Consider the following 26,436-nt stretch of genomic DNA (forward strand, 5'->3'; position numbering starts at 1 on the left):
GCGATGCTCGTCCAGGCTTCCGCCGCGCCCGCGTACGCCGCGACGACACCTCCCCCGGCGGCACCCGCACCGCCGCCGTCGATGTCGAGCGTCGGCGGCGCCCGGCTCGGCCAGCCCGGCACCCAGGTGAACCTGCTGCCCGGGGCGCCCGCGCTGCCCGCGAACCTCAGCGGCCGGTCCTGGATCGTGGCGGACGCCGAGACCGGCGAGGTCCTCGCGGCCCACAACGCCCACTGGCGGCTGCCCCCGGCGTCCACCCTGAAGATGCTCTTCGCGGACACCGTGCTGCCCACCCTGCCCAAGGACGAGGTGCACCACGTCACCGGCCAGGACATGGACGGCGTCGGCCCCGGAAGCAGCCTCGTCGGGGTCAAGGAGGACCACGACTACACCGTCCACGACCTGTGGCTCGGGGTGTTCCTGCGCTCCGGCAACGACGCCGTGCACGTGCTTTCGGCCATGAACGGCGGGGTCGAGAAGACCGTCAAGGACATGCAGGCGCACGCCGAGGAACTCCAGGCCCTGGACACGCACGTGGTCTCGCCCGACGGGTACGACGCCCCCGAGCAGGTCTCCAGCGCCTACGACCTCACCCTCATCGCCCGCTCCGGGCTCCAGAAGCAGGACTTCCGCGAGTACTGCGGCACCGCCCAGGCCAGGTTCCCGGGCCTCCAGGAGGCGGGCAAGCCGCGCGAGTACTTCCAGATCCAGAACACCAACCGGCTGATGACCGGCGCCGGCGGCATCACCCCGTACAAGGGCATCGCCGGGGTGAAGAACGGCAACACCACCATGGCCGGCTCCACCTTCACCGGCGCGGCCCAGCGCGGGGACAAGAAGCTGCTGGTCACCGTGATGAACCCGGACCACGGCGGCCTCAACTCGGTCTACGAGGAGACCGCTGCGCTCTTCGACTGGGGCTTCGCGGCGGCCGGCCGGGTCAAGCCCGTCGGCGAGCTGGTACCCCCGAAGAGCGCCGCCACCAGGCCCTCCGGCTCCCCCGCGAAGCCCCACGAGGACACCCCTGTGGCGGAGGGCCCGCCGGCGTCCGGCGGCGGGCTCGGCACCGCGCTCGGCATCGCGGGCGGGGCACTGGCCGTGGTGGCGGGCGGGGCCTTCGTGGTCAACCGGCGCTGGCCGCGCGGCCGTCGGGGGCAGGGCTCGTAGGGGACGCTTCCTCCCCCTCCCCCCGGCCCCGGGTCGCGGTCCAGGCGGCGCAGAACAGGAGCAGCTTCGCCGTGAAGTTGATCCACAGCAGCAGGGCGATCGGCACGCCGAAGGCCCCGTACATGCTCTTGGCGGCGACGCCCCGCATATAGCCGCTGAGCAGCAGCTTCAGCAGTTCGAAGCCGGCGGCGCCGATCAGCGCGGCCTGGAGGAGGCGGGCGCGCGGCGGCTCGACCCCGGGCAGCAGGGTCAGCAGGTAGAGCAGGAGCAGGAAGGCGGCCAGGACGCCGACGAGGAAGGCCCCGGCCCGCAGCAGCGCCCCGCCCGCGCCCTCGCGCGGGATGCCGATGAGCTCCGCGCCCTTGCCGACCGCGGTGGACCCGATGATCGACGCGGCGGCCGAACCCAGGGCCGCCCCTCCGAGGCCGAGCAGGATGAGGGCGTCCTTGCCCTTGCGGACGACCGGGTTGCCCTGGTCCTCGTCGTCCTTCTCCCACACGGCGCGCAGGCAGTCGCGCATCGAGCCGATCCAGCCGATGCCGGTGAAGAGGAGGAGCGCGCCGGCGACGAGGCCGACGGTGCCGGCGTTGGCCACCAGGCCGGGCAGGTCGAGCTGGTCGGAGATGCCGGGGACCTGCTCGGCGAGGCTCTTCTGGAGCCGGTCCAGCTGCTCCTGGCTCAGCAGTCCGGCGCCCACGGCCGCGGCGACGGTGATCAGCGGGAAGAGCGCGAGGAAGCTGATGAAGGTGATCGCGGCCGCGAGCCGGGACCAGTGGACGCGGTCGAGACGCTCGTACGAGCGCCAGGCATGGGTCCGCATGAGGGCCGACACGAGCGGCCCGATCACCGGGAGTTTCTTCAGCCAGTCCATGGGGGCCACCGTAAATGAGCTGCCGGAAATAGTCGGGATTGCCGCTTTTGGGCGCTACGGTCGTCGACTGTGACTTTTCGCCCCGCGCCCCGACCTGCGCTCCGGCCGTTCCACGCCCTGCTCCTGCGAAGGCTCCGGTTCCACGCCTTCCGGGCCGGCCGGGTCCTGCGGCCGTCGGGTCAGGAGCGGCGTATGGCGGTGTCGGCGGGCGCCGGGCCCGACTGTGCGGGGACGCCGGTCGCGGTGGTGGCGAAGGGGTATTCGCGCAGCTTGCGCCAGACCCCGTCCGAGCCCTGCTCGTAGAGGGCGAAGCCGGTGCACTGCCAGCCGGCGGCGTAGTCGGCGAGCTCGGCGCAGGCCCGGTCCATCGCCTCCTCGGAGATCCCGTGGGCGACCGTGACGTGCGGGTGGTACGGGAAGGCCAGCTCGCGACTGAGCGGCCCCTCGGGGTCGCGGAGGCGGCCCTGGAGGCTGGTGCAGCCCTCGACGCCCTCGGCGAGCCGGACGAAGACGACCGGGGAGACGGGCCGGAAGGTTCCCGTCCCCTCCAGGCGCATCGCGAAGGCGGGGAAGGACCGGGCGACCTCGGCGAGGTGCGCGCGGATCGCCGGCAGCCGGCCGTCCTCCACCTCGGTGGGCGGGACGAGGGTGACGTGCGTGGGGATGCCGTGCGCGGCGGCGTCCCCGAAGCCGGCGCGCAGCTGCTGGAGCTGGCTGCCGTACGGCTCCGGGACCGCGATCGAAACGCCGAGCGTTACGGTCCCCACGTGATCTCCTCCGCGCGTGTTGGTGTGGTGGTCACATCGAGGCGGTCACATCGAGGTGGTCGGATCGATGTGCTCGCATCGGGTGCTGCCGCCTCAGTGTGGCGGCAGCACCCCCTCGGCCGCCAGGGGCCCGAGGTCCGTCAGTGCTTGGCGGGGACGAACCCGATGCGGTCGTAGGCCTGCGCCAGGGTCTCCGCGGCGACCGCCCGGGCCTTCTCCGCGCCCTTGGCCAGCACGGCGTCCAGGGTCTCCGGGTCGTCCAGGAACTCCTGCGTGCGCTGCTTGAAGGGTGTGACGAAGTCGACCATCACACCGGCCAGGTCGGTCTTCAGCGCGCCGTAGCCCTTGCCCTCGTACGCGGCCTCCAGGGCGGGGATCGACTCGCCCGTGAGGGTGGAGTAGATCGTGAGCAGGTTGCTGACGCCGGGCTTGTTCTCGACGTCGAAACGGATCTCCGCCTCGGTGTCGGTGACCGCGCTCTTGATCTTCTTCTCGGTGGCCTTGGGCTCGTCGAGGAGGCTGATCAGGCCCTTGGGGGAGGACGCGGACTTCGACATCTTGATCGACGGGTCCTGGAGGTCGTAGATCTTCGCGACCTCCTTGACGATGTGCGCGGCGGGGAGGGTGAAGGTCGGGCCGTAGCGGTGGTTGAAGCGCTCCGCGAGGTCGCGGGTCAGCTCCACGTGCTGGCGCTGGTCCTCGCCGACGGGGACGGCGTGCGCCTGGTAGAGCAGGATGTCGGCGACCTGGAGGATCGGGTACGTGAACAGGCCGACGCTGGCGCTGTTGACCCCGCCCTTGGCGGACTTGTCCTTGAACTGGGTCATCCGGCTGGCCTCGCCGAAGCCGGTGATGCAGTTCATGACCCAGGCGAGCTGCGCGTGCTCCGGGACGTGGCTCTGGATGAAGAGCGTGCAGCGCTCGGGGTCCAGGCCGGCGGCGAGGAGCTGCGCGGCGGAGAGTCGGGTGTTCGCGCGGAGGTCCTTCGGATCCTGCGGCATGGTGATCGCGTGCAGGTCGACGACCATGTAGAAGGCGTCGTGCGTCTCCTGCAGGGCGACGTACTGGCGGATCGCTCCGAGGTAGTTCCCGAGGTGGAACGAGCCGGAGGTGGGCTGGATGCCGGAGAGCGCGCGAGGACGATCAGAAGCCATGCCGCCATTCTCTCAGGTACCGACCGGGTCCCGGCCCAGCCCTCGGGGGTCCTGTGGCGGACCCCCGAGGGCGGGGAGGAGCTACGCCACCGGGAGGCCCGGGGCCGGGTAGGCCGCCAGGAGGTCGCAGACCTCGGCGCGGATCGCGGCCAGGGCCGGCTCGTCACCCTTCGCGGCGGCGTCCACCGCGCGGGAGATCCAGTCGGCGACGGCCGGCATGTGCTCGGCCGACAGGCCGCGCGAGGTCAGCGACGGCGTGCCGATCCGGATCCCCGAGGGGTCGAACGGCTTGCGCGGGTCGAACGGCACCGTGTTGTAGTTGACGACGATGCCGGCCCGGTCCAGCGCCTTCGCCGCGATCTTCCCCGGCACGCCCCGCGAGGTCAGGTCCATCAGGATCAGGTGGTTGTCCGTGCCGCCCGAGACCAGGTCGAAGCCCCGCTCCAGCAGCGCCGCCGCCAGCGCCTTCGCGTTGGCGACGACCGCGTGCGCGTACGCCGTGAAGGACGGCTGGGCCGCCTCGTGCAGGGCCACCGCGATGCCCGCCGTCGTCTGGTTGTGCGGGCCGCCCTGGAGGCCGGGGAAGACCGCCTTGTCGATGGCCTTCGCGTGCTCCTCCTTGCACATCAGCATCGCGCCGCGCGGCCCGCGCAGGGTCTTGTGGGTGGTCGTGGAGACCACGTCCGCGTACGGCACCGGCGACGGGTGGGCCCCGCCCGCGATGAGGCCGGCGATGTGGGCCACGTCCGCGACCAGGACCGCGCCCGCCTCCGCCGCGATCGAGGCGAACGCCTCGAAGTCGATCGTGCGCGGCAGGGCCGTGCCACCGCAGAACAGGATCTTCGGGCGCTCGGCCAGGGCCAGCTCGCGCACCGCGTCGTAGTCGATCAGGCCGTCCTCGGCCCGCACCCCGTACTGGACGCCGCGGAACCAGGAGCCGGTGGCCGACACGCCCCAGCCGTGCGTCAGGTGGCCGCCCATCGGCAGGGCCATGCCCATCACGGTGTCGCCGGGCCGGGCGAAGGCCAGGTAGACGGCCAGGTTGGCCGGGGAGCCGGAGTACGGCTGGACGTTGGCGTGGTCCACCCCGAACAGGCCCTTGGCCCGCTCGATGGCGAGGGCCTCGACGCGGTCGATGTTCTGCTGGCCCTCGTAGTAGCGGCGGCCCGGGTAGCCCTCGCTGTACTTGTTCTGCAGGACCGTCCCGGAGGCCTCCAGGACGGCCGCGGAGACGTAGTTCTCGCTGGGGATCAGCCGCAGGGTCTCCGCCTGGAGGGTTTCCTCGGCGGTGACGAGCGAGGCGAGCTCGGGGTCGGTGGCGAGCAGGGCGGGCTGGCGGTGCGCGGTCATCGCGGCTCCTCCGGGGTCGATGTCGTGTCTCGTCCCCGCGAGGCCCAGGCGAGCGGCCCTGTGTGCGGTCGTACGCGCACGACTCCCCCGGAGTTGGTTCCCCGTACGCCAGTCGCCGTGCGTACCGAACACCTTAGCGGGCGCGGCACCCGGGAGGTTTCCGCGTCCACGATCCGAGCGACGATACAAAGGACGCCACCCATGTCACCCGCGTCACCAGCAGACGGACGATCGGAGACCCCGTGTCGAGAACAGTTGATGCCATCCGCTCCGCCGACGAGCACAGCGCGCACAACTACCACCCCCTCCCGGTCGTCGTGGCTTCGGCGGAGGGCGCGTGGATGACCGACGTGGAGGGGCGCCGCTACCTCGACATGCTCGCCGGGTACTCGGCGCTCAACTTCGGCCACGGCAACCGGCGTCTGATCGACGCGGCCAAGGCCCAGCTGGAGCGGGTCACCCTCACCTCCCGCGCCTTCCACCACGACCGCTTCGCCGACTTCTGCACCGAACTGGCCGCGCTGTGCGGCAAGGAGGCGGTGCTGCCCATGAACACGGGCGCGGAGGCCGTGGAGACGGCGGTGAAGACGGCCCGCAAGTGGGGCTACGAGGTCAAGGGCGTCCCGGACGGCCAGGCCAAGATCGTTGTCGCGGCGAACAACTTCCACGGCCGCACGACGACCATCGTCTCCTTCTCCACCGATCACGAGGCCCGCGACCACTACGGCCCCTACACCCCCGGCTTCGAGATCGTCCCGTACGGGGACCTCACCGCCCTGGCCGCCGCCGTCACCGCGAACACCGTCGCCGTGCTGCTGGAGCCGATCCAGGGCGAGGCGGGCGTGCTGGTCCCGCCGCCCGGCTACCTGGCCGGGGTCCGGGAGCTGACGCGCGAGCGGAACGTGCTGTTCATGGCGGACGAGATCCAGTCGGGCCTGGGCCGCACCGGGAAGACCTTCGCCTGCGAGCACGAGGACGTCGTCCCCGACGTGTACGTGCTGGGGAAGGCGCTGGGCGGCGGTGTGGTCCCGGTATCCGCGGTCGTCGCCGACCGCGACGTCCTCGGCGTGTTCCGGCCCGGGGAGCACGGCTCCACCTTCGGCGGGAACCCCCTCGCCTGCGCCGTAGCCCTGGAGGTGATCGCGATGCTGCGCACCGGCGAGTACCAGCAGCGCGCCGCCGAACTCGGCGACCACCTGCACCGGGAGCTGAACCTGCTGGTCGGCAGCGGCGCCGTGACCGCCGTGCGCGGGCGCGGGCTGTGGGCGGGCGTCGACATCGACCCGGCGCGCGGCACGGGCCGGGAAATCTCGGAGAAGCTGATGGAGCGCGGGGTCCTGGTGAAGGACACGCACGGGTCGACGATCCGGATCGCCCCGCCGCTGGTGATCTCCAAGGAGGACCTGGACTGGGGTCTGGAGCAACTGCGGACGGTCCTCGCCGCCGGCTGACGGGGGGCGGGGGTGCCCGGCCGGGCACCCCCGGGAGGATCAGAGGATGACGTGCGGCAGGAAGCGGGCGTACTCGTCCGTGACGGGCCCCGCCGACTCGCGGATGCCGAGCCCGGCCGCCTCCTCCTCGACCACCCACGCGCCGAGGACCACGCGGTTGCCGTCGAAGTCGGGCAGCGGGGAGAGGGCCTGGAAGACGTACGTCTCCCCCTCGGCCGGGACGAACGGCTCGCCGCCCGGCTCGTGCAGGGTGACCCCGGCGCCCTCGCGGCCCAGCAGGGGCTTGGCGGCGTACCCGACGGTGTCGGCGAGCTCGCGGGGGCCGTCGAGGTAGGCGGGCAGCAGGTTCGGGTGTTCGGGGAAGAGCTCCCAGAGGATCGCCAGCAGCGCCTTGTTGGCCAGCAGCATCTTCCACAGCGGTTCGATCCAGGCGGTGGTGCCGGAGCCGCCGCCGTGGTCGTAGGTGCCGAGGACGTGCGGGCCGAACTCGTCGTCGACCAGCCACTCCCACGGGTAGAGCTTGAAGCAGCCGCGGATGAAGCGGAGCTTTTCGTCGACGAAGCGGTGCGAGAGGCTGTCCCAGCCGATGGTCTCCACGGACAGGGCGTGGGTCTCCAGGCCGGCCTGTTCGGCGGTCTCCTGGAGGTAGGCGACCGTCATCAGGTCCTCGCCGAGCTCGTCGGTCTCGGAGTGCGCGAAGTGCAGCGGGCCGGGCGGCAGCAGTTCGGCCTGCCGGCGCCAGGCGTCGACGAGCCGCTCGTGCAGGGAGTTCCACTGGTCGGCGCCGGGGAAGCGCTCCTCCATCCAGAACCACTGCGGGCTCGCCGCCTCCACCAGGGAGGTGGGGGTGTCGGCGTTGTACTCCAGCAGCTTGGCGGGGCTGCCGGAGCCGTCGTAGCGCAGGTCGAAACGGCCGTAGAGGGAGGGCTGCTCGGCGCGCCGCCGCCAGGACTCGGCGATGAGGGCCGCGACCTTCGGGTCGGTGATGCCGAGGTCGGCGAAACGGTCGTGCTCCACGATGTGGGCGGCCGCCGCCAGGCACATGGCGTGCAGTTCCTCGACGACGTTCTCCAGCGCCTCGACCTCGGGGAGGGAGAAGGAGTAGTACGCGCTCTCGTCCCAGTAGGGGCGCAGGGAGTCGTCGGGGAAGCGGGTGAGGGGGTAGATCAGGCCCTGCTCCTCGACCGTCTTCTGCCAGTCGGGGCGGGGTTCGATGGTGTGGCGCTCCATGCGGATCAGCCGCCGGAGGAGCCGGAGTGGCTGCCGCCGATGCCGCCGCGGGTGACGGCCGACTTGTCGAAGCTGCCGCCGGTCACCTTGCCGTTGCTGACGGTGCCGCCGTAGTAGTACGCGCCGCGGCCGCCGCTCTTGCAGTCCTTGGAGTTGAGGTGCTCCAGCGTGGACTTGGACGCGCAGCGCTTGTCGGGCTCGTCGCTGCTGCCGCAGGCCACGAGGGTGGCGGCGAGCAGGCCCATGCCGCCGAGGGCGACCGCGCCGGAGCGCATGCGTCGTCGGGTGGTGTCGCTGGTGTCCATGGCGAGCACCTTAGATCGGCCGAACGGAGGGAGGGAATCCGGCCGTCGTCACACCCTTGTCACGGCGGCGGCCCTAGAGTCGGGTTTCGTGCTGATCGGAATGGTTTGCGCGCTGGGCGCGGCGGTGTGTTTCGGTACGGCCTCGGTCCTCCAGGCGATGGCGGCGCGGGCCGCGTCCCGGCCGGAGGCGACAAGGTCGGGGTCGGGGGTCGACGCGGCCCTGTTCCTGCGGGCGGTGCGGCAGTGGCGGTACGTGGTGGGGCTGGGGTTGGACGCGGTGGGATTCGTGCTCCAGATCGTCGCCCTGCGGCACGTCCCGATCTACGCGGTCGGGGCGGCGCTGGCGGCGAGCCTGGCGGTGACGGCCGTGGTCGCGGCCCGGCTGCTGGGGGTGCGGCTGTCGCGGCTGGAGTGGGGCGCGGTGGCGGTGGTGTGCGCGGGGCTGCTGATGCTCGGGCTGGCCTCCGGTGAGGAGGGGCACGGGGTCGGATCGCTCGCGCTGAAGCTCGGGCTGCTGGCGGTGGCCGCTCTGGTGCTGCTGGTGGGCGCGGTGGCGGGCCGGCTGCCGGAGGGCTCGCGCGCGCTGGTGCTGGGCCTCGCGGCCGGGACGGGCTTCGGGGTGGTGGAGGTGGCCGTCCGGCTCATCGACACCCTGTCCCTGCGAGAGCTGCGGAACCCGGCGCTGTACGCACTGCTGCTGGGCGGGGCGGCGGCCTTCCTGCTGCTGACCTCCGCGTTGGAGCGGGGCTCGGTCACAGCGGCGACGGCCGGCCTGGTCCTCGGTGAGACCGTCGGGCCGGCGCTGGTGGGCGTGGCCTGGCTCGGCGACCGCCCCCGCGAAGGCCTGGCCTGGCTGGCCGTGACGGGCTTCGCGGTGGCGGTGGCCGGAGCGCTTGCGCTGTCGCGGTTCGGGGAGCCTAAGGAGTCCTGACGGCTCCGAGGAAGGCGGCGAAGGCGGCTGCTCCGAAGGTCAGCACCGGCCCGGCGTCGCCCGCCTTGGAGTCCCGGACGGGGACGGTGGCGGGGAGGTTGAGGGCGACCTCGACGCACTGGCCGCCGTTGTTGCTGTAGGAGGACTTGCGCCAGCGCGGGGTGGTCGTCATGGGGCCTTGATACCCGCGACGAAGGCCGCGAACGCCTCCGCCCGGAAGTTGAGCACCGGCCCGCCGGAGGCCTTGGAGTCCCGGACGGGGACGGTGCCGGGGAGGTTGAGGGCTACTTCGACGCAGTCACCGCCGTTGGCGCTGTAGGAAGAGGTGAACCAGCGGGGGGATTCGCTTGCGCTCGTCACGGGGTGCCCTTTCGTACCTCATTGATCATGGCTACAGAGGCCGCCTGGGACAGCGATTCGGCCTGAAGTTGATGGTAGGCCGTCAACAGAGGTAGGACCGCTGCGCTCTCACGGTCCACGTGCCCCTGAGCGTGTGTCTCGGCGTACGCAAGCATGGAGCGGTCCATCAACGTGAGCAAGTTGACAGGGAGGTTGAACGGCCGACGCTCACCTATCTCGAACGGTGCCACCTGAAGCACTGTGTTCGGCAGCTCAGCAAACTCGACCAGATGCGCCAACTGGGCCTCCATCACGCCGAATCCGCCGACCGGACGGCGGATACAGCTCTCGTCCATCACCACCAGCAGCATGGGTGGCCGTGGACGGACCAAGGCAGCCTGCCGCCGCGCGAGGAACGAAACGCGCTCGTCAGCCTGTTCCGGCGTGATCGCGCCCCGTCGCACATCGCCCCGAGTCAACGCTTCCGCGTACTCCGGCGTCTGCAACAGACCGGGGATGATTCCGATGTTGAAGAGCCGGATCTCCACGGCCAGCCCCTCGTGCTTGACGTACTCCGGGAAGCCCTCCAGCAGCGCCGTGTTCCGCACGGCCCTGCCGCGCCGTTCGAACTGGTCTCCGGTCCCGAACGCCCTGTCCACACTTGCCGCGAAGCGGGCAGTTGGAGGGCGCCGACCAGTTTCGACGGCGGAGATGTGCGTGCCGGAGAAGCCCGTCCGCTCCCCCAGTTCCTCCTGGGTCCAGCCCCGTTCGTCCCGCATCACGCGCAGGCGCTCCCCGAACGCCGCCCCCGGCGAGGACTCGGGGTCAAGATCCTTGCGGTTCAACTGCGCCCCCTGATCTCTCCGTTCAATTCCTGCAAGTTGAAGGATGCCCAGCGGCCGGACACGCTGAACCCATCCAGTAGTGGGACAGTTACGGAGAGGAGCGGCGGCATGTCCGACCACCCCGGAAACGAATGGCGCCAGCGGTTCAGCAGCACCCGACGAGGCGCACGCCTCGCCCGGCATCTGGCGGTGCTCGAACTGTGCCGGTGGGACTTCCCGCTCGGCGGGGACGAGTCCGACCGGGTGGCGCAGGTCGTCGCCGAGCTCACGGCCAACGCCGTGACCCACGGCTCCGTACCCGGGCGGGACTTCGAGCTCGGGCTCAAGCGGCTGGACGGGGTGCTGCGGGTCGAGGTGTCCGACGCGCACGCGGGGCGGCAGCCCGACCTCCGCCCCGCCGGGGACGGCCACGGCTACGGGCTGCACATCGTGGAGGCGCTCTCCGACGCCTGGGGCGTCACCGGCCGGGTGGTCGGCAAGACCGTCTGGGCGGAAGTGATCCAGCGGCGGCGCCCCACCGCTACGGCAGCGCGGCCGTAAGGGCCTCCAGGGTCGGGGTCCAGGCACTGTCGGCCGGGGTTCCGTAGCCGACCACGAGCGCCTCCCGCGCCGGCATCCCCGAGTCAGGGTGCCGGTACCGCGCCAGCCCCTCCACCGCCAGGCCCTGCCAGGCGGCGGCCTGGACGATCGACTGCTCCGTGCCCGGCGGGAGGTCCAGGACGACGTGCAGCCCCGCCGCGATCCCGGAGACGGGCACCCGTCCGCCCAGCGCGGCCACCAGCTCGTCACGCCGGCGCCGGTAGCGCAGCCGCATCGCCCGTACGTGCCGGTCGTACGCCCCGGACGTCATGAACTCCGCCAGGGTCAGCTGGTCCAGCGCGCTCGACGTCCACTCGGCCGGGCCCTTCGCCGCCAGCACCTCCTCCAGCAGGTCCGGGGGGACTACCATCCAGCCCATCCGCAGCGCCGGGGCGAGGGACTTGCTCGCGGTGCCCAGGTAGACCACCCGGTCGGGGTCCAGGCCCTGGAGCGCGCCGACCGGCTGGCGGTCGTAGCGGAACTCCCCGTCGTAGTCGTCCTCCAGGATCAGCCCGCCGGTGCTCCGCGCCCAGTCCACCGCCGCCGCCCGCCGCTCGGGGGTGAGGGCCGCCCCGGTGGGGAACTGGTGCGCCGGGGTCAGCAGTACCGCGCCCACCCGGGGGCCGAGGGCGGGCAGGTCCCGGGTGCGGGCCCCGGCCTCGTCCACCCACAGCGGGCGGGTCCGCAGCCCGGCCCCGGTGAGCAGGTCGCGGTGCAGGTCGAGGCTGTAGCCCTCCACGGCCATCTCCCGTACCCGGCGCCCCCGCAGCACCTGTCCGAGCAGCCGCGCGGCGTGGACGAAGCCGGCGCACAGCACGATGCGGTCCGGGTCCGCGTACACCCCGCGCGCCCGCGCCAGGTACCCGGCGAGCGCCTCCCGCAGTTCGATCCGGCCGCGTGCGTCGGAGTAGCCGAAGGCCTCGTTCGGGGCGTCGGTCAGGGCCCGCCGGGCGGCCGTCAGCCAGGCGGCGCGCGGGAAGCCGCCCACGTCCGGGGAGCCGGGCACCAGGCTGTACTCGGGCCCGCGCCGCGCGGGCCGGCGGACCCGGGCGGCCGGCGCCGGGGCCCGGCGCGGCGCGGCCCGTTCGGCGACGCGGGTGCCGGACCCCTGGCGGGCCGTCAGCCAGCCCTCGGCGACGAGATCGGCGTAGGCCTCCGCGACCGTGTTGCGGGCGATGCCGAGGTCGGCGGCGAAGGTCCGGGAGGACGGCAGCCGGGTCCCGGGCGCCAGCCGTCCGCTGCGCGCGGCCTCCCTCAGCGACTCCGTCAGCGCGGCGCGCAGGCCGCGCTCGCCCGCCGCGACGGCGGAGAGGTCCAGGTGCAGGTCGGCGCCGTAAGTGGCCCACGAGTCCGTCATGGATATGGACCATATAGGCGGGCCGCCCGCTCCGTACGGTGGACACATGAGCAACGAAACGAAGCCGAAGAGCGCCGAACTCGCCGCCGAGCACACCCCCCGCATGCAGCTGTTCAAGCTCGCCCCGGAGGCGTACAAGGCGGCCGTCGCGCTGGACATCGCCTCGAAGAAGGGCCTGGACCCGACCATCGCCGAACTGGTCAAGATCCGCGCCTCGCAGATCAACCACTGCGCGTTCTGCCTGGACATGCACACCAAGGACGCCCTCGCGGCGGGCGAGAGCGTCGAGCGGATCGTCCAGCTCAGCGCCTGGGAGGAGTCGCGGCACTTCTACACGGAGAAGGAGCTGGCGGCGATCGAGCTGACCGAGGCCGTCACCGTCCTGACGGACGGCTTCGTCCCGGACGAGGTGTACGAGAGGGCCGCCAAGCACTTCGAGGAGGCCGAGCTGGCCCAGCTGATCACGGCCATCGCCATGATCAACGTGTGGAACCGGTTCGCCGTCACCACCCGGCTGTCCCCGGGGCACTACGCCCCGGGGTCGCTCAAGCACTGAGCAGCGAGCACTGAGCACTGGGCACCGAGCACTGAGCTCCGCTCACTCCGGGCGGAAGGAGTCCACGGCCGCCGTCAGGTTCGCGCGGGTCGTGGAGGCGTCGGTGGCCGGGCCGGCCGCCAGCAGCGCCCACCGTTCGCCGCCCGCGGTGGTGACGATCCGTTCCATGCCGCGCCGGCGGCCGTGTGACTCCGCGCTGTCGTACTCGTACACCAGCTCGCAGGCGGCGCCGGCGAGCTGGTCGATGGACACCTGGCGGTAGGCGGGGGTTCCGCCGCTCAGCCGTTCGGAGGACATCCGCAGCAGCTCGCAGGAGCCGGTGGAGGCGGGCTCGCTGATCCGGAAGATCTGGAGCAGGGCGCTGCGGTCCCCGCCGGGCGGACGGTAGAAGGCCCCGTTGCCCTGCTCGTCGTGGCTGGTCCCCCATCCGGAGGGCACGGCCACCGAGAAGCCGGCCTCGTCGCGCACCACCGTGTAGCCGGGGCGGCCCGAGGGGCTCGGGCTGCCGGAGGGGGTGGCGCTCGGGGTGGGGGTGCCCAGGGAGGGCGTGACCGGCTCCGGGCTCGCGGAGGCCTGGGCCGTCCGGGCCGGCGGACGGGCGTCCGTGGCCGCGCCGTCCTTGCCGCCGAGCAGCATCCACGCCGCGACGGAGGCTCCGCCGACCACCGCCGCGGCCACCCCGACGAGCAGCGGGGTCCGCCACTGCGTCGCCCGGCGGGCCTCCTCGTACGGGGGCGGCGGCGGAGGGGGCGGGAACCGGCCGGCGGGCCCGGGCGGGGGCGGCAGCGGCGGCAGCCCCGCGTCCGGTGCGGCGGGCTGAGCGGCCCACCCCTGCCCGGCCGGCTGGTCGTACCACCCGGGCCGCGCCGGCTGCTCGTACCACGCGGGCTGCCCCGCCGGCCCGGGCGCCCCGACCTGCGGGGGCGTCCCGACCTGCGTGGGTGCCTCGGAGGCCGCGGGCCCGGCGGGCGCGGCCGGGTACGACGGCGCGGCCGGGTGCGACGGCTCCGCCGGGTACGACGGCTCCGCCGGACCGGTCGGCTCCGCCGGACGGGCAGGCCCCGGCCCGTGGGAAGGCCCCGCCGCGGAATCCGGTGCGTTCGGGTGCGGCGGCTGGGGGCCCGGCTCCCAGCGCTGGGTGCGCGGGTTCCACCAGGTGTCGTCGGCCGAGGACACCGGTCAGCCTCCCAGTCCGGTGAGCAGCCCGGCCAGCGCCGTGGCCGCGCTCACCGTCTCCACCAGCGGAGCCCACCGTTCCAGCGCCCCGCGCAGCCGTCCGGCCAGGCCCGGCCGGATCTCCCCGGCCGCTTCCAGCTCGGCGGCCGCGTCCTCCAGTTCCGCGTCGAGGTCCCCGCGCCCGCTGCTGCGGGGCATCCGCACGAGCTCGACGCGCAGGTCCTGCACGGCCCGCAGCAGTTCGGCGGCCGTGGGCGGCCGGTCCTCCGCGGCACCGTTGTGGACGGTGTTGGTGTTGTTGCTGCCGCCGATGCTGAAGGCGCTGTTGCTGACGTCGCCGATCCGGACCGGCCGCTCCTCGCTCCCGCTACTTGCCACCGCTGCTCCCCTTGCCGCTTGTACCGCCGCCGCCGGCGGTGTTGTGGTGGCCGGTGCCGCCGACGCTGAACGCGCTGTTGCTCACCGACTGGATGAAGGTGGCGCCCTCGGCCACGTGGACCGCGCGCTGCGCGAATTCGGCGGTGTGCCAGCCCGCTTCGTGCAGGGCGACGGTAACCCCGCCGACCACCCGGTCCTGAATCGTCTTCAGGTACCGGTCGAGGTCCATGAGGTGGAAGAGGGAGCCGTCGTCCATGGAGGCGATCTCCCGTACCGACAGCCGCGGCCCCTCGGGCCGGGCGCCGCCGTGGCCTCCGGTGAGGATCCGCCACCAGCTGGCCACCCCGCGGCCCAGCGTGGCCACGGCTCCCCAGAACGATCCGGGGGTGGCCACGAGCGCCGCCACCGCCTTGCCCAGCCAGGTGTTGTTCAGGAAGCGCTGGGCCTCCGCGTCGGCGTTCTGGAAGTCGGTGCGGACGGGCAGCAGCACGTGCGGGGCGACCTCCAGCATCAGCATGCCGCCCTGCGTGTGGACCCGTACGAACACGGTGACGACGAGGTTCTCGTCCCAGCCGCCGACCCGGATGCGCAGGAAGTGCCGGCGCCGCTCGCCGCCCTCCTCCATGGCGCCGAGGCGGTGGGCGGTGAACTGCTCCCGCGCCTGCCCGGCCCGGTCCCGGTGGGGGAACCCCGCGGCCGGGATGAACACGCACTCGTCCACGACCAGCTCGCGCAGCCGGTCCAGTACGCCGGCCTGCGCCTGCGGCGAGCCGTGCGGCGACGGTACGCGCAGCGCCTGGAGCAGCGGCACGACGCGCCGCAGGATGTCGGCGTTGGAGACGGGCTGCGGCTTGCGGTCGGCGCCGAGGTCATCGCGCGGGCGCAGTTCGACGGAGAGCTGCCAGGGCCGGTACGGCTCACCGGCCCCGGTGAACGGCCCGTTGATGTCGTACATGATCAGCGCCGAGCGCTGCTCGTCCCGGATCCGGTCGCGGACCCGGGCGAAGCGCGGGCTCTCCGTGACGGGGTCGGCGGACTGGTTGGCGTACCGGGTGGGGTTGAGCTCCCGGGAGACGATCCGGGCGCCGTGGCCGCGCTGGAGCGCGACGAGGGTGACGAGGCCCGCGAAGACGAGGGGCAGCAGCCACAGGAAGAGGGCCGTGGAGTCCCCCGAACCGCTGCCGCTCGAAGCGCTGTAGCCGCTGTAGCCGTCGTAGCCGCTGTAGCGGCCGGGGCTCGTGAAGGGCAGGAAGTCGTCCAGGGCGCCGCCGGAGTTCCCGAACATCGTGCCGGCCAGCAGCAGCCCGAGGAGGCTGAGGAGCACCATCAGCCAGACGTAGATCCTGAGCACGACGGCCAGGAAGCGCAGGAAGGGGTTGCCGCGGCGCCGGAGCCAGTTGGCGAGGCTCAGCAGCAGGAAGGGCACGAGCAGCACGGCGAGGGCGCCGCTGGTCAGCAGGGAGCCCACGAACCAGGCGCCGATGATCCCGGCGGCCCAGGCGAGCTCGACGCGCCGGGCGCGGAGCGCGTGGGCCAGGACGCGGGTGGCGTCGAATCCGTACGAGGGGGCGGCGATCCGCTCCTCGTGGACGTACAGCTCGTCGATCACCCGATCGCGGTAGCCGCCGTCGAGATAGGTCCCCGCGCACAGCAGCCGGCCGGCTTCGCTGAGGGAGGGGTGGACCGGCGGACGTCCGTCGCGCGGGTCCGCCGTCGGGTCGCCGCCGGGCTGAGGGGGAATCAGGTGGTCGGTCACCGGGCGACCTTATTTTCCCCCTACACGAACCGATAGGCGAAATCACGCCAAAGCGCCCCGGCCTGGTTTGGCCGGGGCGCAAGGGTGTTCGTACTGATCAGGCGAGGGAGTGAACCCGCTGATCAGCGCGGGTGGATCAGATCAGGCCGAGCTCGCGGACCGCGTCGCGCTCCTCGACGAGCTCCTGCACGGACGCGTCGATGCGCGCGCGGGAGAACTCGTTGATGTCCAGACCCTGGACGATCTCGTACTTGCCGTCCTTGCAGGTGACGGGGAAGGAGGAGATCAGGCCCTGCGGGACGCCGTAGGAGCCGTCCGAGGGGATGCCCATGGAGGTCCAGTCGCCGGCGGCGGTGCCGTTGACCCACGTGTGGACGTGGTCGATGGCGGCGTTGGCGGCGGAGGCGGCGGAGGACGCGCCACGGGCCTCGATGATCGCGGCGCCGCGCTTGGCGACGGTCGGGATGAAGGTGTCGGCCAGCCACTGCTCGTCGTTGACGACCTCGGCGGCGTTCTTGCCGGCGATCTCCGCGTGGAAGATGTCCGGGTACTGGGTCGCCGAGTGGTTGCCCCAGATGGTGAGGCGCTTGATCTCGGTGAGGTCGGCACCGGTGCGCTGCGCGAGCTGCGACACGGCGCGGTTGTGGTCCAGGCGGGTCATCGCGGTGAAGCGCTCGGCCGGGACGTCCGGAGCGGCGGCCTGCGCGATGAGCGCGTTGGTGTTGGCCGGGTTGCCCACGACCAGGACCTTGATGTCGTCCGCGGCGTGCGCGTTGATCGCGGCGCCCTGCGGCTTGAAGATGCCGCCGTTGGCGGAGAGCAGGTCACCGCGCTCCATGCCCTTGGTGCGCGGGCGGGCGCCCACGAGGAGGGCGACGTTGGCGCCGTCGAAGCCCTGGTTCGGGTCGTCGAAGATGTCGATGCCCTTGAGCAGCGGGAAGGCGCAGTCGTCGAGCTCCATGGCGGTGCCCTCGGCGGCCTTCATGCCCTGCGGGATCTCCAGGAGGCGGAGCTTGACCGGCACGTCCGCGCCGAGCAGGTGGCCGGACGCGATGCGGAAGAGCAGCGCGTAGCCGATCTGGCCGGCAGCGCCGGTCACGGTGACATTCACGGGAGTGCGGGTCATGGCCTTCTCCGTTAGACAGCTGGCGGTGGGGCGTCCCCGCCCCATGTGCTGGGTCCCAAGTACTGGGGAGGACGCCGCTTCCCTGTCCTGCGAATCTTGACGTGAAGAGACATCCGCCCGTCAGGCTATCCGACCCGAGGGGCCCCCAACCCCCCGGACCCTGTGGTCCACGGCACATGACCCGCGGGTTCCAAGGTCCGAACAGGTGCGCGGCCTGTACTCCAGTGCGGAAATCGGCCCTTTCCAGGGCCTTCGAGGGCCCGGCGCGCCGCGCCGCCCGGTGTCCCGGCGGCGCGGCGGCGGCCGCGGGGTCAGCGGACGGTGAAGCGGACCGCGGTCTCCAGGAAGGGGACGTGCAGCCATGGCTGCGGCTCCATCACCAGCGCCAGCAGCGTGATCGCCACGCCGAGCACCCCGTACGTGACCATGTCCGTGAAGCGGGAGCGCACCGCGAGCATGCCCACCGAGGGCAGGGCCCGCCGCAGCACCGCGGCGCCGATCAGGGCGACGCCGATGACGAGGCAGCCGATGCGCGCCTGCCCCATCGCCGTGGTCAGCAGCCCGACGGCGGTGGCCGCGAGGACGCTGAGCATCGGCCACTGGCGGGCGGGCGTGGACACGGCACCGGGGATGGCGCGGCCGGCGCCCTCGGGCCGGGCGGTGTCCTGGGTGACGGCGGGGAACCGCCGCGACCGGGCCGCCGGCCGCGCGCCCGCGCCGGTGGCGTCGCCGGCCGCACCGGTCTCGCCGGCCCGGCCTGTGTCACCGGGCCCGCCGGTGTCGCCGGTTCCGCCCGTCTCGCCCAACTCGCCGGTCTCGCCGGCCCCGCTGGTCTCACCCGTGTCGTGCTCAGCCCGCACTGTCGGTCCGCTCCGCCGCCTCGACCACGTTCACCAGCAGCTGCGCCCGGGTCATCGGGCCGACACCGCCCGGGTTCGGCGAGATCCAGCCCGCCACCTCCGCCACGCCCGGGTGGACGTCCCCGACGATCCTGCCGTTCTCGTCACGGCTGACGCCGACGTCGAGGACGGCCGCGCCCGGCTTCACGTCCTCCGGCTTCACCAGGTGCGGGACGCCCGCCGCCGCGACGACGATGTCCGCCTGGCGCAGCAGCCCGGCGAGGTCGCGTGTACCGGTGTGGCACAGGGTCACGGTCGCGTTCTCGGACTTGCGGGTCAGCAGCAGCCCGATGGAGCGCCCCACGGTGATGCCGCGGCCGAGGACGACCACGTGCGCGCCGTTGATCTCGACCCCGTGGTGGCGCAGCAGCTCGACGATCCCGTACGGGGTGCACGGCAGCGGGCCCTGCACGCCCAGCACCAGCCGGCCGAGGGAGGTCGGGTGCAGGCCGTCGGCGTCCTTGGCCGGATCCATCAGCTCCAGGACGCGGTTGGTGTCGATGCCCTTGGGGAGCGGAAGTTGGACGATGTAGCCGGTGCACGCCGGATCGTCGTTCAGCTCGCGCACGACCGCCTCGATCTCCTCCTGGGAGGCCGTGGCGGGCAGTTCGCGGCGGATGGAGGTGATGCCCACCTCCGCGCAGTCCTTGTGCTTGCCGTTGACGTACCAGCGGCTGCCCGGGTCGTCGCCGACGAGCAGGGTGCCGAGGCCGGGGGTGATGCCCCGCTCCTTCAGCGCCGCCACACGGGCGGTCAGTTCGGATTTGATCGCGGCCGCGGTGGCCTTGCCATCGAGAATCTGGGCGCTCATGAGGGGCATCCTTCCGGATGGGACGGCCCGGCTTCCAGTCGGACGGAGGCCGAAACGCGCTCTTGATTGCACTTGCACAACAAGTCTGGCCCGGCTTCGCAACCGGCTGGACAAGCCCGGGGCGGGCCCACCACGATGACGGGCAGCAAGACGATCGCAATGAGTGCCGCGGGCAGTGCCGGGGGGCGTACCGCAGAAGCAAGTGTCCTCCAGCGTGCCGTGCGTCCCCGCACTTCACGGAGGAAACACCCAGATGAGCTTCGGCGACCCGAACAACCCTTACGGGCAGCAGCAGCCGCCGCAGGGACAGCCCGGCTACGGATACCCCCAGCAGGCCCCGCAGGGCGTCCCGCCGCAGGGCGGCTACGGCTACCCGCAGCAGGGCCAGCAGCCCTACGGCGTCCCTCCCCAGGCGCCGGGCACCCTCCAGGCCAACAACGGCTACATCAACGTCGCGGGCCTCGGCACCGTCCAGGTCGCCACGATGGGCCGCCGCTTCGGCGCCCGCCTGATCGACGGTCTGATCATCGGTGTCCTGTACTTCATCCTGAGCTCCGTGGTGTTCGCGGGCGCCTTCAGCGCGGCCAGCGACATCAAGGACTGCACGGGCATCGACCCGATGTCCCCCGCGTACAGCACCTGCCTCAACGAGGCGTCGGCCCAGGCCGGCCAGGCCGCGGGCGGCATCTTCGCGGCCTTCTTCGGCGGCATGCTGATCCTCGGCCTCGCCACCCTGCTCTACGAATGGCTGATGATCGCCTTCGTGGGCGCCACCGTCGGCAAGATGGCCCTCGGCCTGAAGGTCGTCAAGGAGAACACGGGTCAGGTCCCGGGCATCGGCGGCGGCTTCATCCGCTGGATCATCCCGATGGTCGGCGCCTTCCTCTGCGGCATCGGCCAGATCCTGGTCTACCTCTCCCCCTTCTTCGACAACTCGGGCAAGCTCCAGGGCTGGCACGACCGTGCCGCGGGCACGATCGTCGTCAAGAAGTAGGCAGCGGACACCGTTCACGGCGAAGGCCGCGTCCCGCAGTGCGGGACGCGGCCTTCGCCGTCTGCCGGGCCGCTCAGTGGAAGAAGTGGCGGGTACCCGTGAAGTACATCGTCACGCCGGCCTTCTTCGCCGCCTCGACGACCAGCTCGTCGCGGACCGAACCGCCCGGCTGGACCACGGCCTTCACGCCGGCGGCGGTCAGGATCTCCAGGCCGTCCGGGAACGGGAAGAAGGCGTCCGAGGCCGCGTACGAGCCCTGCGCGCGCTCGGCGCCCGCCCGCTCGACGGCCAGCTTCGCGGAGTCGACGCGGTTGACCTGGCCCATGCCGACGCCGACCGAGGCGCCGTCCTTGGCCAGCAGGATCGCGTTGGACTTGACGGCGCGGCAGGCCTTCCACGCGAAGGCGAGCTCGGCGAGCTCCTCCGCGGACAGGGCGTCGCCGGTGGCCAGGGTCCAGTTCGCCGGGTCGTCGCCCTCGGCCTGGAGCCGGTCGGTGACCTGGAGCAGCGCACCGCCGTCGATCGGCTTGACCTCGACCGCGTTGGCGGGGGCGCCCTCGGCCCGCAGCACGCGGATGTTCTTCTTCCGGGCCAGCACCTCGACGGCACCGTCCTCGTACGCCGGAGCCACGATGACCTCGGTGAAGATCTCGGCGACCTGCTCGGCCAGCTCGACGGTCACCGGGCGGTTGACGGCGATGACGCCGCCGAACGCGGAGAGCGGGTCGCAGGCGTGCGCCTTGCGGTGCGCCTCGGCGACGTCGGCACCGGTCGCGATGCCGCACGGGTTGGCGTGCTTGATGATCGCGACGCAGGGGTCGGCGTGGTCGTACGCGGCCCGGCGCGCGGCGTCGGTGTCCGTGTAGTTGTTGTACGACATCTCCTTGCCGTGCAGCTGCTCCGCCTCGGCCAGGCCGCCGGTGCCGTCGACGTAGAGCGCGGCGCCCTGGTGCGGGTTCTCGCCGTAGCGCAGCACGTTCTTGCGCCCGTAGGTGGCACCCAGGAAGTCGGGGAAGCCGGACTCGTCCGCGGCGGCGTAGTCGTCGGCGAACCAGGACGCCACGGCCACGTCGTACGCGGCGGTGTGCTGGAAGGCCTCGGCCGCGAGGCGCTTGCGGGCGGCCAGGTCGAAGCCGCCGCCCTGGGCGGCCGCGAGGACGTCGGCGTAGCGGGCGGGGCTGGTGACGACCGCGACCGAGGGGTGGTTCTTGGCGGCGGCGCGGACCATCGACGGGCCGCCGATGTCGATCTGCTCGACGCACTCGTCCGGGGTGGCGCCGGAGGCGACGGTCTCCCGGAAGGGGTAGAGGTTGACGATCACCAGGTCGAAGGGCTCGACGCCCAGCTCGGCGAGCTGGCGCCGGTGGTCCTCCAGGCGCAGGTCGGCGAGGATGCCGGCGTGCACGCGCGGGTGGAGGGTCTTGACCCGGCCGTCGAGGCACTCGGGGAAGCCGGTCAGCTCCTCGACCTTGGTGACGGGCACGCCGGCCGCGGCGATCTTCGACGCGGTGGAGCCGGTCGAGACCAGCGAGACGCCCGCCTCGTGCAGGCCGCGGGCCAGGTCTTCCAGTCCCGTCTTGTCGTAGACACTGACGAGCGCACGGCGGATCGGCCGCTGGGTGGTAGCCGTCGTCGTTTCGTTGGCGGTCACTGGATTGTTACCTTTCGTCCCTCAATGCGGTAGCCGTGCCGGGCCAGGCGCCCCACGACGTCGACGAGCAGCTTGCGCTCGACTTCCTTGATGCGCTCATGGAGCGCGGCTTCGTCCTCCCCGTCCCCGATCTCCACGACACCCTGGGCGATGATCGGACCGGTGTCGACGCCGCTGTCCACGAAGTGGACCGTGCAGCCGGTGACCTTCGCCCCGTACGCGAGGGCGTCCCGCACCCCGTGCGCGCCGGGGAATGCGGGGAGGAGGGCGGGGTGGGTGTTGATGAACCGGCCGCCGAAGCGGTCGATGAAGCTCTTGCCGACGATCTTCATGAATCCTGCGGAGACCACGAGGTCCGGCGCGTACGCGTCCGTCGCCGCCGTGAGGGCGGCGTCCCACTCCTCACGGCTCCCGTAGGCCTTGACCGGGCACACGAAGGTCGGGATCCCCGCCTTCTCGGCCCGCTCCAGACCGACGATGCCCTCGCGGTCGGCCCCGACGGCGACGACCTCGGCACCGAAACCCTCGGCTCCGCCGGGGTGGGCGTCGATGGCGTCGAGCAGGGCCTGGAGGTTGGTGCCGGAGCCGGAAACCAGCACGACCAGGCGGGAGGCGGCCATGGGAGGCCCTTTCTCACAGGATTTGCGACGTTGGTCTTGTGTGGTCATACGAAACTTCGGGGTACCGATATACGGGGAACCATACGAAGCCACCGACCGCCTGCAACGATACCGGCACACGGGACCGCCCCCGGGGGACGGGGGCACGGGCGGGGGGTAGCGTCTGGCCTACAAGCCGTACAACCCGGCGCACACCGGGTCCACGACGTCCATGACACAGGGGAAGTAAGCCACTCGATGCCGGACCGCCGTCAGCCCGACCCCTCCACCGACGACAACCCCTTCGCGGCGCCCCCGGAGGGCCGGCCCGACCAGCCGTGGCAGCCCCGGCAGCCGCAGCGCCCGCGCGACGGCGGCGGCCCGGGCGGTCCGGACCCCGACGGCCAGGAGCCCGGCGGGCCGGCCCGCTGGGACCCGATGGACCCGGTCCAGCGGCGGGCCCGGTACGCGATGCTCGGGGGGATGTGGGGGTTCTTCTTCGGGATCTTCGGGATCCCGTCGGCCGGGCTGCTGCTGGGGGCGCTGGCGCTGTACTGGGGGATCAGCGCGCTGCGCGGCCGCCCCGCGGCCCCGGCCGACCCCGTCAAGGGCACCCCGGCCCAGCCAGGAGGCCTGTCCGCCCTCGGCCCGGCGGCCCGGCCGCAGCGGGCGGCGGCGGTCAGCGGTCTGGTCTCGGCGACGCTGGCGCTGCTGCTGGCGGGCACGTCGTACGGGTTGCAGCTGGCGTACAAGGACTTCTACGTCTGCCGCGACGACGCGCTGACGCAGACGGCGGAGCTCCAGTGCAACACCCTCCTCCCGGACAACGTGGTGGGCAACGTCCTGAAGGTCCAACGCTGACCCCTCGTCACCGCTGTGTGACATCGAAGGGCGGGGCGGGGGGACGGCTCCGCGCAGCGGCACCCGGCCCCGCTCAGCCCTCCGGACGCCGCCGCGTGAGCACCCGCGCCCCCACCACCCCCGGCGCCAACGGTGCGGCCTCCGCCACCTCCGCCTCCGGCGCCACCTCCACCGCAGCCGGCACCTCCGGCCCGGGCCCGGACTCCGGCTCGGGCTCGGGCCCCGGCTCCGGCTCCGGCTCCGGCGGGGTCACCTCCACGGGCGCGACGATCGGCAACGCCGCCTCCCGCAGCACCGCCCACCTCAACTCCCGCACCCCCGGGTCGTGCCACGCGTCCCCGCCCGCCACATCCCCGGCGGAGCCGACCGGCCGGTTCCGCAGCCCGTGCACCCCCACCGCGACCGGCACCGCCAGGACCAGCACCCAGCCGGCCGCGGCCGCACCCGCCTGCCACCACACCGGCCCGAAGGCCGCCAGCGCCCGCGTCCCGAGCGCACCCGCCGACGCCGCCGCCAGCCCGGCCATCGCCAGCCCGCACACCACCGCGCCCAACGCCGCCGTCAGCGCGGTCTCCCCGTACGAGACCTCCCGCGCCCGCCGCACCGCGAACCACCCCACCACCAGCCCCGCCACCACCGGCACCCCGGCCGCCGCCCACGTCAGCGGCGTCCCCGGCCCCTCCGGCGGCAGCGCCGCCAGCAGCGGGAACCTCGGCAGCGCCGCCGCCCCCGCGAACCCCAGCGGCGTCGCCGTGGCCCCCGTCCCCACCGCGAACCCGGGCCCCAGCCCGTACGCCGCCCCCCACACCACGGCGTTGGGCAACAGCGTCACCGCCAGCAGCAGCACCGCGAAGCGGCCCGACCACACCCCGGTCAGCGTCAGGAACGAAGACTGCACCTCCCCCGCGTGCCACACCAGCGACGCCCCGACGAGCACGGTCCCGCCGCCCAGCAGGACGAGCACCCCCGCCGCCCCCGAGCGCAGCGCCAGCGCGTACCGCGGCCGGGCCACCGCCCGCCGCACGCCCCCGGGGATCCAGCCCGGCAGCGACCCGGCGGGGCGCCCCTTCGCCGCCCACACCCCGCCGCCCGCCGCGAACACGGCGACCAGCGGCAGGTGCCAGGCCGCACTGATCGGGTCCGCCGGCATCGGCCCGCCCGCCGCGTACACCGTGGCGAGCGCGCCCACGGCCAGGTAGCCGCAGACCACGGCGGAGAACACCGCGCTCGCCGGCAGCAGCTCCTCCGCTTCCGCGTCCGGCCCGGCGCCGACGCCGGACGCACTGCCCAGCCGGGCCGCCCGGCGCATCAGCAGCGCGGGCAGCGCCACCAGCAGCAGGGGGGTCACCCCGACGGGCGCGGGCACCCCGGAGAGCGTGTCGTAGCGGACGAGTTCGGCCCCGTGGGCCATCAGCCACAGCCCGGCGGCCAGGTGCAGCGCGCCGCCGGGGCCGCTGTCGGGGTAGGGGGAGCTGATCCACAGCACGATCACGAGCACGGCCAGGAAGCCGAGCCCCAGCCCGGCGGCGACGGCGCCGCCCAGCACGCAGGCGGCCGCCGCCGGGGAACGGCGTGGCGCCCGGGCCTGCGGGGCCGACGGCAACGGGGCCCCGCGTTCGATCACTTGGGTCACACCGTCATGGTGCCAACGACACGCGCTATGGGTGGGTAATAGGCGATTGTCCGTTGTGTCGCCCAATATACGTTTATGTACTTTATCGCCCAGTGCTGTGCTGCCAGGTCGCGAGGAGTGTGACATGACACCAGACGTCGATACGGGCTCCGGCTCGGAGCGGGGCCTTCCGCCCCCCAAGGAGCGCCGCCGGCTGCGCGAGTCGGGCGAACTGACGCACGCACAGGTCGCGACGGAGCTGGGGGTCACCGCCGGCACCGTCCGCGCGTGGGAGAAGGGCCGGACGGAGCCGGGTGCCCGCACGCGCCAGGCGTACGCGGAGCTCCTGGACCGCCTCGCGCGCGCGGGCGCGGGCGGCGGTCCCGGCAGGTCCGCCGGCCCGCCCACCCGCCCCGGCGGCGCCGCGCACCGCGCCCCGAAGCCCCCGCCCGCCCCGGCCCGCCCCCCGTCCCGCCGGACCCCCGCCCCCGAACCCGCCCCCCGGCACAGCCCCACCCCGGACCCCGCACCGCCACGCGCCGCGCCGGGACCCTCCGCCCCGGCCCCGGTCCACGCCGCGACGGGCGACACGGCACCGCCAGACCAGCCGGAGCCCGCCCCTCCGCCCACCGCCCCCGCGCCCGCCGCCCCGGCGCACGCGCCCACGCCCACGGCCGCGCCCACGCCCGAACCGGTCGCGCCCCCCGCCGGGGCCGCGACCGGTCGGGTCCCGCGGCCGACCCGGCCCGCCGAGGCGTTCGACTCGCTCTACGGCTACTCCGCGCCCGCCCTGGTCCGCCAGGTCTACCTCCTGACGGGGCGTCGCTCCCTCGCGCAGGAGGCCGTGGAGCGGGCGTTCCGTCAGGCGTGGGCGCAGTGGCCCGAGGTGGCCACCGACCCCGACCCCGTCGGCTGGGTCCGCGCGGCCGCGTACGAGTACGCGCTCTCCCCCTGGCGCCGGCTGCGCCGGGCCCACCGGACCCTCGGCCGCCCCGACAAGGCCCCCGCCGACCCCAACGACCGCATCCTGCTGGGCGCCCTGCTGGCCCTGCCGCCCGCGCACCGGCGGACCGTGCTGCTCTACGACGGCGTCGGCCTCGACCTGCCCGACACGGCCGCCGAGACCGAGGCCAGTACGCCCACCACCGGCAGCCGCCTGCTCCGCGCCCACGCCGACCTCGCCGCCCGGCTCCCCGGACTGGCCGGCGTGCCCCCGCAGGAGCAGTCGGCCGTGCTGCGCGCGTGGCTCGGCGCGGTGCGGCCCGCCGTACCGCTGGAACCGCCCCCGGCGGCCGCCGTCCGCACGGTGAGCGAGCTCCGCGCCCGCCGCTGGTCCCGGGCCGCACTCATGCTGACCGCGGTGATCGCCGTCGCCACGGGGTACACCACCGTGACCGCGCCGGACCATTACGAGGCGCCGGTCGGGCCCGGTACCAGCGTCTCCGGGGTCCCGCCGCTCGCCGGCCCGCCACGGCTGACCGAGACGGCCCGGGCGCTCCAGGACAAGCTCCGCGCCGATCCGGCCGCCGGCCCCCACAGGATCCACCCGTCACTGGAATGAGCGGGCGGCCCGGGAGCCGAAAAGGGGCGTGGGGGGGGGGGGGGGGGGGGGGGGGGGGAGGGGGGGGGGGGGGGGGGGGGGGGGTGTGTGCTGTTTTTTGGGGGGTTTTC

At 73.4% G+C, this 26,436-nt stretch carries 27 protein-coding genes and 1 riboswitch; of the genes, 8 read left to right on the top strand and 19 right to left on the bottom strand.

Translation table 11 applies throughout. The features are described 5' to 3' along the window. Nucleotides 1-3 precede the first annotated feature (3 nt). The gene (locus ACZ5NJ_RS16595; protein ID WP_468765935.1) at nucleotides 4-1,167 is read left to right on the top strand and encodes a D-alanyl-D-alanine carboxypeptidase family protein; all 1,164 of its coding nucleotides are present in this window, start codon (nucleotides 4-6) and stop codon (nucleotides 1,165-1,167) included. Here the strand turns inward: ACZ5NJ_RS16595 and ACZ5NJ_RS16600 are convergent. The 4 genes from ACZ5NJ_RS16600 to ACZ5NJ_RS16615 form a co-directional block, all read right to left on the bottom strand. Further along, the gene (locus ACZ5NJ_RS16600; RefSeq protein ID WP_468765595.1) at nucleotides 1,124-2,038 is read right to left on the bottom strand and encodes a YihY/virulence factor BrkB family protein; all 915 of its coding nucleotides are present in this window, start codon (nucleotides 2,036-2,038) and stop codon (nucleotides 1,124-1,126) included. The genes ACZ5NJ_RS16595 and ACZ5NJ_RS16600 overlap by 44 nt on opposite strands. A gap of 179 nt (nucleotides 2,039-2,217) precedes the next feature. Then, on the bottom strand, nucleotides 2,218-2,805 hold the full coding sequence (locus tag ACZ5NJ_RS16605; RefSeq protein ID WP_468765596.1) for a 2'-5' RNA ligase family protein: 588 nt from the start codon (nucleotides 2,803-2,805) through the stop codon (nucleotides 2,218-2,220). Between the two features lie 140 nt (nucleotides 2,806-2,945). Then, a complete protein-coding gene (gene trpS / locus ACZ5NJ_RS16610) occupies nucleotides 2,946-3,959 on the bottom strand; it encodes a tryptophan--tRNA ligase (protein WP_468765597.1) in 1,014 nt (337 codons plus the stop codon). Between the two features lie 81 nt (nucleotides 3,960-4,040). Continuing rightward, nucleotides 4,041-5,309, bottom strand: a complete 1,269-nt coding sequence (locus tag ACZ5NJ_RS16615; protein WP_468765598.1) for a serine hydroxymethyltransferase — start codon at nucleotides 5,307-5,309, stop codon at nucleotides 4,041-4,043. A 35-nt stretch (nucleotides 5,310-5,344) separates the two neighbouring features. Next, a riboswitch (ZMP/ZTP riboswitch) is annotated at nucleotides 5,345-5,435 on the bottom strand. A gap of 116 nt (nucleotides 5,436-5,551) precedes the next feature. On the opposite strand from ACZ5NJ_RS16615, the gene rocD reads away from it, so the two are divergent. Beyond that, on the top strand, nucleotides 5,552-6,760 hold the full coding sequence (gene rocD / locus ACZ5NJ_RS16620; RefSeq protein ID WP_468765599.1) for an ornithine--oxo-acid transaminase: 1,209 nt from the start codon (nucleotides 5,552-5,554) through the stop codon (nucleotides 6,758-6,760). A 39-nt stretch (nucleotides 6,761-6,799) separates the two neighbouring features. On the opposite strand, the gene ACZ5NJ_RS16625 is transcribed toward rocD, so the two are convergent. After that, a complete protein-coding gene (locus tag ACZ5NJ_RS16625; RefSeq protein WP_468765600.1) occupies nucleotides 6,800-7,990 on the bottom strand; it encodes a glutathionylspermidine synthase family protein in 1,191 nt (396 codons plus the stop codon). 5 nt (nucleotides 7,991-7,995) lie between these two features. Further along, nucleotides 7,996-8,295: a hypothetical protein gene (locus tag ACZ5NJ_RS16630; RefSeq protein ID WP_468765601.1), complete on the bottom strand. Its 300-nt coding sequence runs from the start codon at nucleotides 8,293-8,295 to the stop codon at nucleotides 7,996-7,998. 100 nt (nucleotides 8,296-8,395) lie between these two features. Here ACZ5NJ_RS16630 and ACZ5NJ_RS16635 point away from each other — a divergent pair, with 100 nt between their 5' ends. After that, entirely contained in the window at nucleotides 8,396-9,226 is an 831-nt protein-coding gene (locus ACZ5NJ_RS16635) for a DMT family protein (protein ID WP_468765937.1), read from the top strand. Here ACZ5NJ_RS16635 and ACZ5NJ_RS16640 read toward each other — a convergent pair. From ACZ5NJ_RS16640 to ACZ5NJ_RS16650, 3 genes are read right to left on the bottom strand one after another with little or no spacing between them, the layout of a single operon-like run. Next, the gene (locus ACZ5NJ_RS16640) at nucleotides 9,213-9,398 is read right to left on the bottom strand and encodes a DUF397 domain-containing protein (protein ID WP_468765602.1); all 186 of its coding nucleotides are present in this window, start codon (nucleotides 9,396-9,398) and stop codon (nucleotides 9,213-9,215) included. The genes ACZ5NJ_RS16635 and ACZ5NJ_RS16640 overlap by 14 nt on opposite strands. Continuing rightward, nucleotides 9,395-9,586 carry a DUF397 domain-containing protein gene (locus ACZ5NJ_RS16645; protein ID WP_468765603.1) on the bottom strand — a complete coding sequence of 64 codons (192 nt, stop codon included), beginning with the start codon at nucleotides 9,584-9,586 and terminating at the stop codon, nucleotides 9,395-9,397. Before ACZ5NJ_RS16645 ends, ACZ5NJ_RS16640 begins: the two co-directional genes overlap by 4 nt. After that, nucleotides 9,583-10,410 (bottom strand): helix-turn-helix domain-containing protein, encoded by an 828-nt coding sequence (locus tag ACZ5NJ_RS16650; protein ID WP_468765604.1) that lies wholly within the window; start codon nucleotides 10,408-10,410, stop codon nucleotides 9,583-9,585. The genes ACZ5NJ_RS16645 and ACZ5NJ_RS16650 overlap by 4 nt, the downstream gene beginning before the upstream one ends. A gap of 108 nt (nucleotides 10,411-10,518) precedes the next feature. Between ACZ5NJ_RS16650 and ACZ5NJ_RS16655 the strand changes: the two genes are divergently transcribed. Then, entirely contained in the window at nucleotides 10,519-10,950 is a 432-nt protein-coding gene (locus tag ACZ5NJ_RS16655; RefSeq protein ID WP_468765605.1) for an ATP-binding protein, read from the top strand. On the opposite strand, the gene pdxR is transcribed toward ACZ5NJ_RS16655, so the two are convergent. Next, nucleotides 10,931-12,346 (bottom strand): MocR-like pyridoxine biosynthesis transcription factor PdxR, encoded by a 1,416-nt coding sequence (pdxR, locus tag ACZ5NJ_RS16660; protein ID WP_468765606.1) that lies wholly within the window; start codon nucleotides 12,344-12,346, stop codon nucleotides 10,931-10,933. The genes ACZ5NJ_RS16655 and pdxR overlap by 20 nt on opposite strands. A 46-nt stretch (nucleotides 12,347-12,392) precedes the next feature. On the opposite strand from pdxR, the gene ACZ5NJ_RS16665 reads away from it, so the two are divergent. After that, complete coding sequence (locus tag ACZ5NJ_RS16665; protein ID WP_468765607.1) at nucleotides 12,393-12,902, top strand: carboxymuconolactone decarboxylase family protein; 510 nt, start codon at nucleotides 12,393-12,395, stop codon at nucleotides 12,900-12,902. Nucleotides 12,903-12,944: 42 nt separating this feature from the next. Here the strand turns inward: ACZ5NJ_RS16665 and ACZ5NJ_RS16670 are convergent, their stop codons facing one another. The 6 genes from ACZ5NJ_RS16670 to ACZ5NJ_RS16695 all read right to left on the bottom strand — a co-directional run bounded on the left by ACZ5NJ_RS16670 (nucleotide 12,945) and on the right by ACZ5NJ_RS16695 (nucleotide 19,048). Then, complete coding sequence (locus tag ACZ5NJ_RS16670; protein ID WP_468765608.1) at nucleotides 12,945-14,078, bottom strand: hypothetical protein; 1,134 nt, start codon at nucleotides 14,076-14,078, stop codon at nucleotides 12,945-12,947. A gap of 3 nt (nucleotides 14,079-14,081) precedes the next feature. After that, a complete protein-coding gene (locus ACZ5NJ_RS16675) occupies nucleotides 14,082-14,456 on the bottom strand; it encodes a hypothetical protein (RefSeq protein ID WP_468765609.1) in 375 nt (124 codons plus the stop codon). Further along, nucleotides 14,446-16,212 carry a hypothetical protein gene (locus ACZ5NJ_RS16680; RefSeq protein ID WP_468765610.1) on the bottom strand — a complete coding sequence of 589 codons (1,767 nt, stop codon included), beginning with the start codon at nucleotides 16,210-16,212 and terminating at the stop codon, nucleotides 14,446-14,448. The genes ACZ5NJ_RS16675 and ACZ5NJ_RS16680 overlap by 11 nt, the downstream gene beginning before the upstream one ends. A 136-nt stretch (nucleotides 16,213-16,348) precedes the next feature. Then, the gene (locus ACZ5NJ_RS16685) at nucleotides 16,349-17,338 is read right to left on the bottom strand and encodes a malate dehydrogenase (protein WP_468765611.1); all 990 of its coding nucleotides are present in this window, start codon (nucleotides 17,336-17,338) and stop codon (nucleotides 16,349-16,351) included. A 311-nt stretch (nucleotides 17,339-17,649) separates the two neighbouring features. Then, nucleotides 17,650-18,198, bottom strand: coding sequence for a DUF3017 domain-containing protein (locus ACZ5NJ_RS16690; protein ID WP_468765612.1), 549 nt, complete (start codon nucleotides 18,196-18,198; stop codon nucleotides 17,650-17,652). Next, nucleotides 18,188-19,048: a bifunctional methylenetetrahydrofolate dehydrogenase/methenyltetrahydrofolate cyclohydrolase gene (locus tag ACZ5NJ_RS16695; RefSeq protein ID WP_468765613.1), complete on the bottom strand. Its 861-nt coding sequence runs from the start codon at nucleotides 19,046-19,048 to the stop codon at nucleotides 18,188-18,190. The genes ACZ5NJ_RS16690 and ACZ5NJ_RS16695 overlap by 11 nt, the downstream gene beginning before the upstream one ends. A gap of 253 nt (nucleotides 19,049-19,301) precedes the next feature. Here ACZ5NJ_RS16695 and ACZ5NJ_RS16700 point away from each other — a divergent pair, with 253 nt between their 5' ends. Beyond that, nucleotides 19,302-20,042 (top strand): RDD family protein, encoded by a 741-nt coding sequence (locus tag ACZ5NJ_RS16700; protein WP_468765614.1) that lies wholly within the window; start codon nucleotides 19,302-19,304, stop codon nucleotides 20,040-20,042. Nucleotides 20,043-20,115: 73 nt separating this feature from the next. Here the strand turns inward: ACZ5NJ_RS16700 and purH are convergent, their stop codons facing one another. Both purH and purN read right to left on the bottom strand, forming a co-directional pair. Continuing rightward, nucleotides 20,116-21,693 carry a bifunctional phosphoribosylaminoimidazolecarboxamide formyltransferase/IMP cyclohydrolase gene (gene purH, locus ACZ5NJ_RS16705; protein ID WP_468765615.1) on the bottom strand — a complete coding sequence of 526 codons (1,578 nt, stop codon included), beginning with the start codon at nucleotides 21,691-21,693 and terminating at the stop codon, nucleotides 20,116-20,118. Continuing rightward, nucleotides 21,690-22,313, bottom strand: a complete 624-nt coding sequence (purN, locus tag ACZ5NJ_RS16710) for a phosphoribosylglycinamide formyltransferase (RefSeq protein ID WP_468765616.1) — start codon at nucleotides 22,311-22,313, stop codon at nucleotides 21,690-21,692. The genes purH and purN overlap by 4 nt, the downstream gene beginning before the upstream one ends. 237 nt (nucleotides 22,314-22,550) lie before the next feature. On the opposite strand from purN, the gene ACZ5NJ_RS16715 reads away from it, so the two are divergent. Beyond that, nucleotides 22,551-23,153 carry a hypothetical protein gene (locus ACZ5NJ_RS16715; protein ID WP_468765617.1) on the top strand — a complete coding sequence of 201 codons (603 nt, stop codon included), beginning with the start codon at nucleotides 22,551-22,553 and terminating at the stop codon, nucleotides 23,151-23,153. A gap of 73 nt (nucleotides 23,154-23,226) precedes the next feature. Here the strand turns inward: ACZ5NJ_RS16715 and ACZ5NJ_RS16720 are convergent, their stop codons facing one another. Next, nucleotides 23,227-24,786: a cell division protein PerM gene (locus tag ACZ5NJ_RS16720; RefSeq protein WP_468765618.1), complete on the bottom strand. Its 1,560-nt coding sequence runs from the start codon at nucleotides 24,784-24,786 to the stop codon at nucleotides 23,227-23,229. 124 nt (nucleotides 24,787-24,910) lie between these two features. Between ACZ5NJ_RS16720 and ACZ5NJ_RS16725 the strand changes: the two genes are divergently transcribed. Further along, nucleotides 24,911-26,326: a helix-turn-helix domain-containing protein gene (locus tag ACZ5NJ_RS16725; RefSeq protein WP_468765619.1), complete on the top strand. Its 1,416-nt coding sequence runs from the start codon at nucleotides 24,911-24,913 to the stop codon at nucleotides 26,324-26,326. The last annotated feature ends 110 nt before the right edge of the window (nucleotides 26,327-26,436 follow it).

It is taken from the genome of Streptomyces sp. NPDC032091 (assembly GCF_055580265.1).

Excerpts from the sequence above, each read along its gene's own strand:
- ACZ5NJ_RS16595 (WP_468765935.1), top strand. The coding sequence starts at position 4 with ATGCTCGTCCAGGCTTCCGCCGCGCCCGCGTACGCCGCGACGACACCT.
- ACZ5NJ_RS16600 (WP_468765595.1), bottom strand. The coding sequence starts at position 2,038 with ATGGACTGGCTGAAGAAACTCCCGGTGATCGGGCCGCTCGTGTCGGCC.
- trpS (WP_468765597.1), bottom strand. The coding sequence starts at position 3,959 with ATGGCTTCTGATCGTCCTCGCGCGCTCTCCGGCATCCAGCCCACCTCC.
- ACZ5NJ_RS16615 (WP_468765598.1), bottom strand. The coding sequence starts at position 5,309 with ATGACCGCGCACCGCCAGCCCGCCCTGCTCGCCACCGACCCCGAGCTC.
- ACZ5NJ_RS16625 (WP_468765600.1), bottom strand. The coding sequence starts at position 7,990 with ATGGAGCGCCACACCATCGAACCCCGCCCCGACTGGCAGAAGACGGTC.
- ACZ5NJ_RS16630 (WP_468765601.1), bottom strand. The coding sequence starts at position 8,295 with ATGGACACCAGCGACACCACCCGACGACGCATGCGCTCCGGCGCGGTC.
- ACZ5NJ_RS16635 (WP_468765937.1), top strand. The coding sequence starts at position 8,396 with ATGGTTTGCGCGCTGGGCGCGGCGGTGTGTTTCGGTACGGCCTCGGTC.
- ACZ5NJ_RS16640 (WP_468765602.1), bottom strand. The coding sequence starts at position 9,398 with ATGACGACCACCCCGCGCTGGCGCAAGTCCTCCTACAGCAACAACGGC.
- ACZ5NJ_RS16655 (WP_468765605.1), top strand. The coding sequence starts at position 10,519 with ATGTCCGACCACCCCGGAAACGAATGGCGCCAGCGGTTCAGCAGCACC.
- pdxR (WP_468765606.1), bottom strand. The coding sequence starts at position 12,346 with ATGACGGACTCGTGGGCCACTTACGGCGCCGACCTGCACCTGGACCTC.
- ACZ5NJ_RS16665 (WP_468765607.1), top strand. The coding sequence starts at position 12,393 with ATGAGCAACGAAACGAAGCCGAAGAGCGCCGAACTCGCCGCCGAGCAC.
- ACZ5NJ_RS16685 (WP_468765611.1), bottom strand. The coding sequence starts at position 17,338 with ATGACCCGCACTCCCGTGAATGTCACCGTGACCGGCGCTGCCGGCCAG.
- ACZ5NJ_RS16695 (WP_468765613.1), bottom strand. The coding sequence starts at position 19,048 with ATGAGCGCCCAGATTCTCGATGGCAAGGCCACCGCGGCCGCGATCAAA.
- ACZ5NJ_RS16700 (WP_468765614.1), top strand. The coding sequence starts at position 19,302 with ATGAGCTTCGGCGACCCGAACAACCCTTACGGGCAGCAGCAGCCGCCG.
- purN (WP_468765616.1), bottom strand. The coding sequence starts at position 22,313 with ATGGCCGCCTCCCGCCTGGTCGTGCTGGTTTCCGGCTCCGGCACCAAC.
- ACZ5NJ_RS16715 (WP_468765617.1), top strand. The coding sequence starts at position 22,551 with ATGCCGGACCGCCGTCAGCCCGACCCCTCCACCGACGACAACCCCTTC.
- ACZ5NJ_RS16725 (WP_468765619.1), top strand. The coding sequence starts at position 24,911 with ATGACACCAGACGTCGATACGGGCTCCGGCTCGGAGCGGGGCCTTCCG.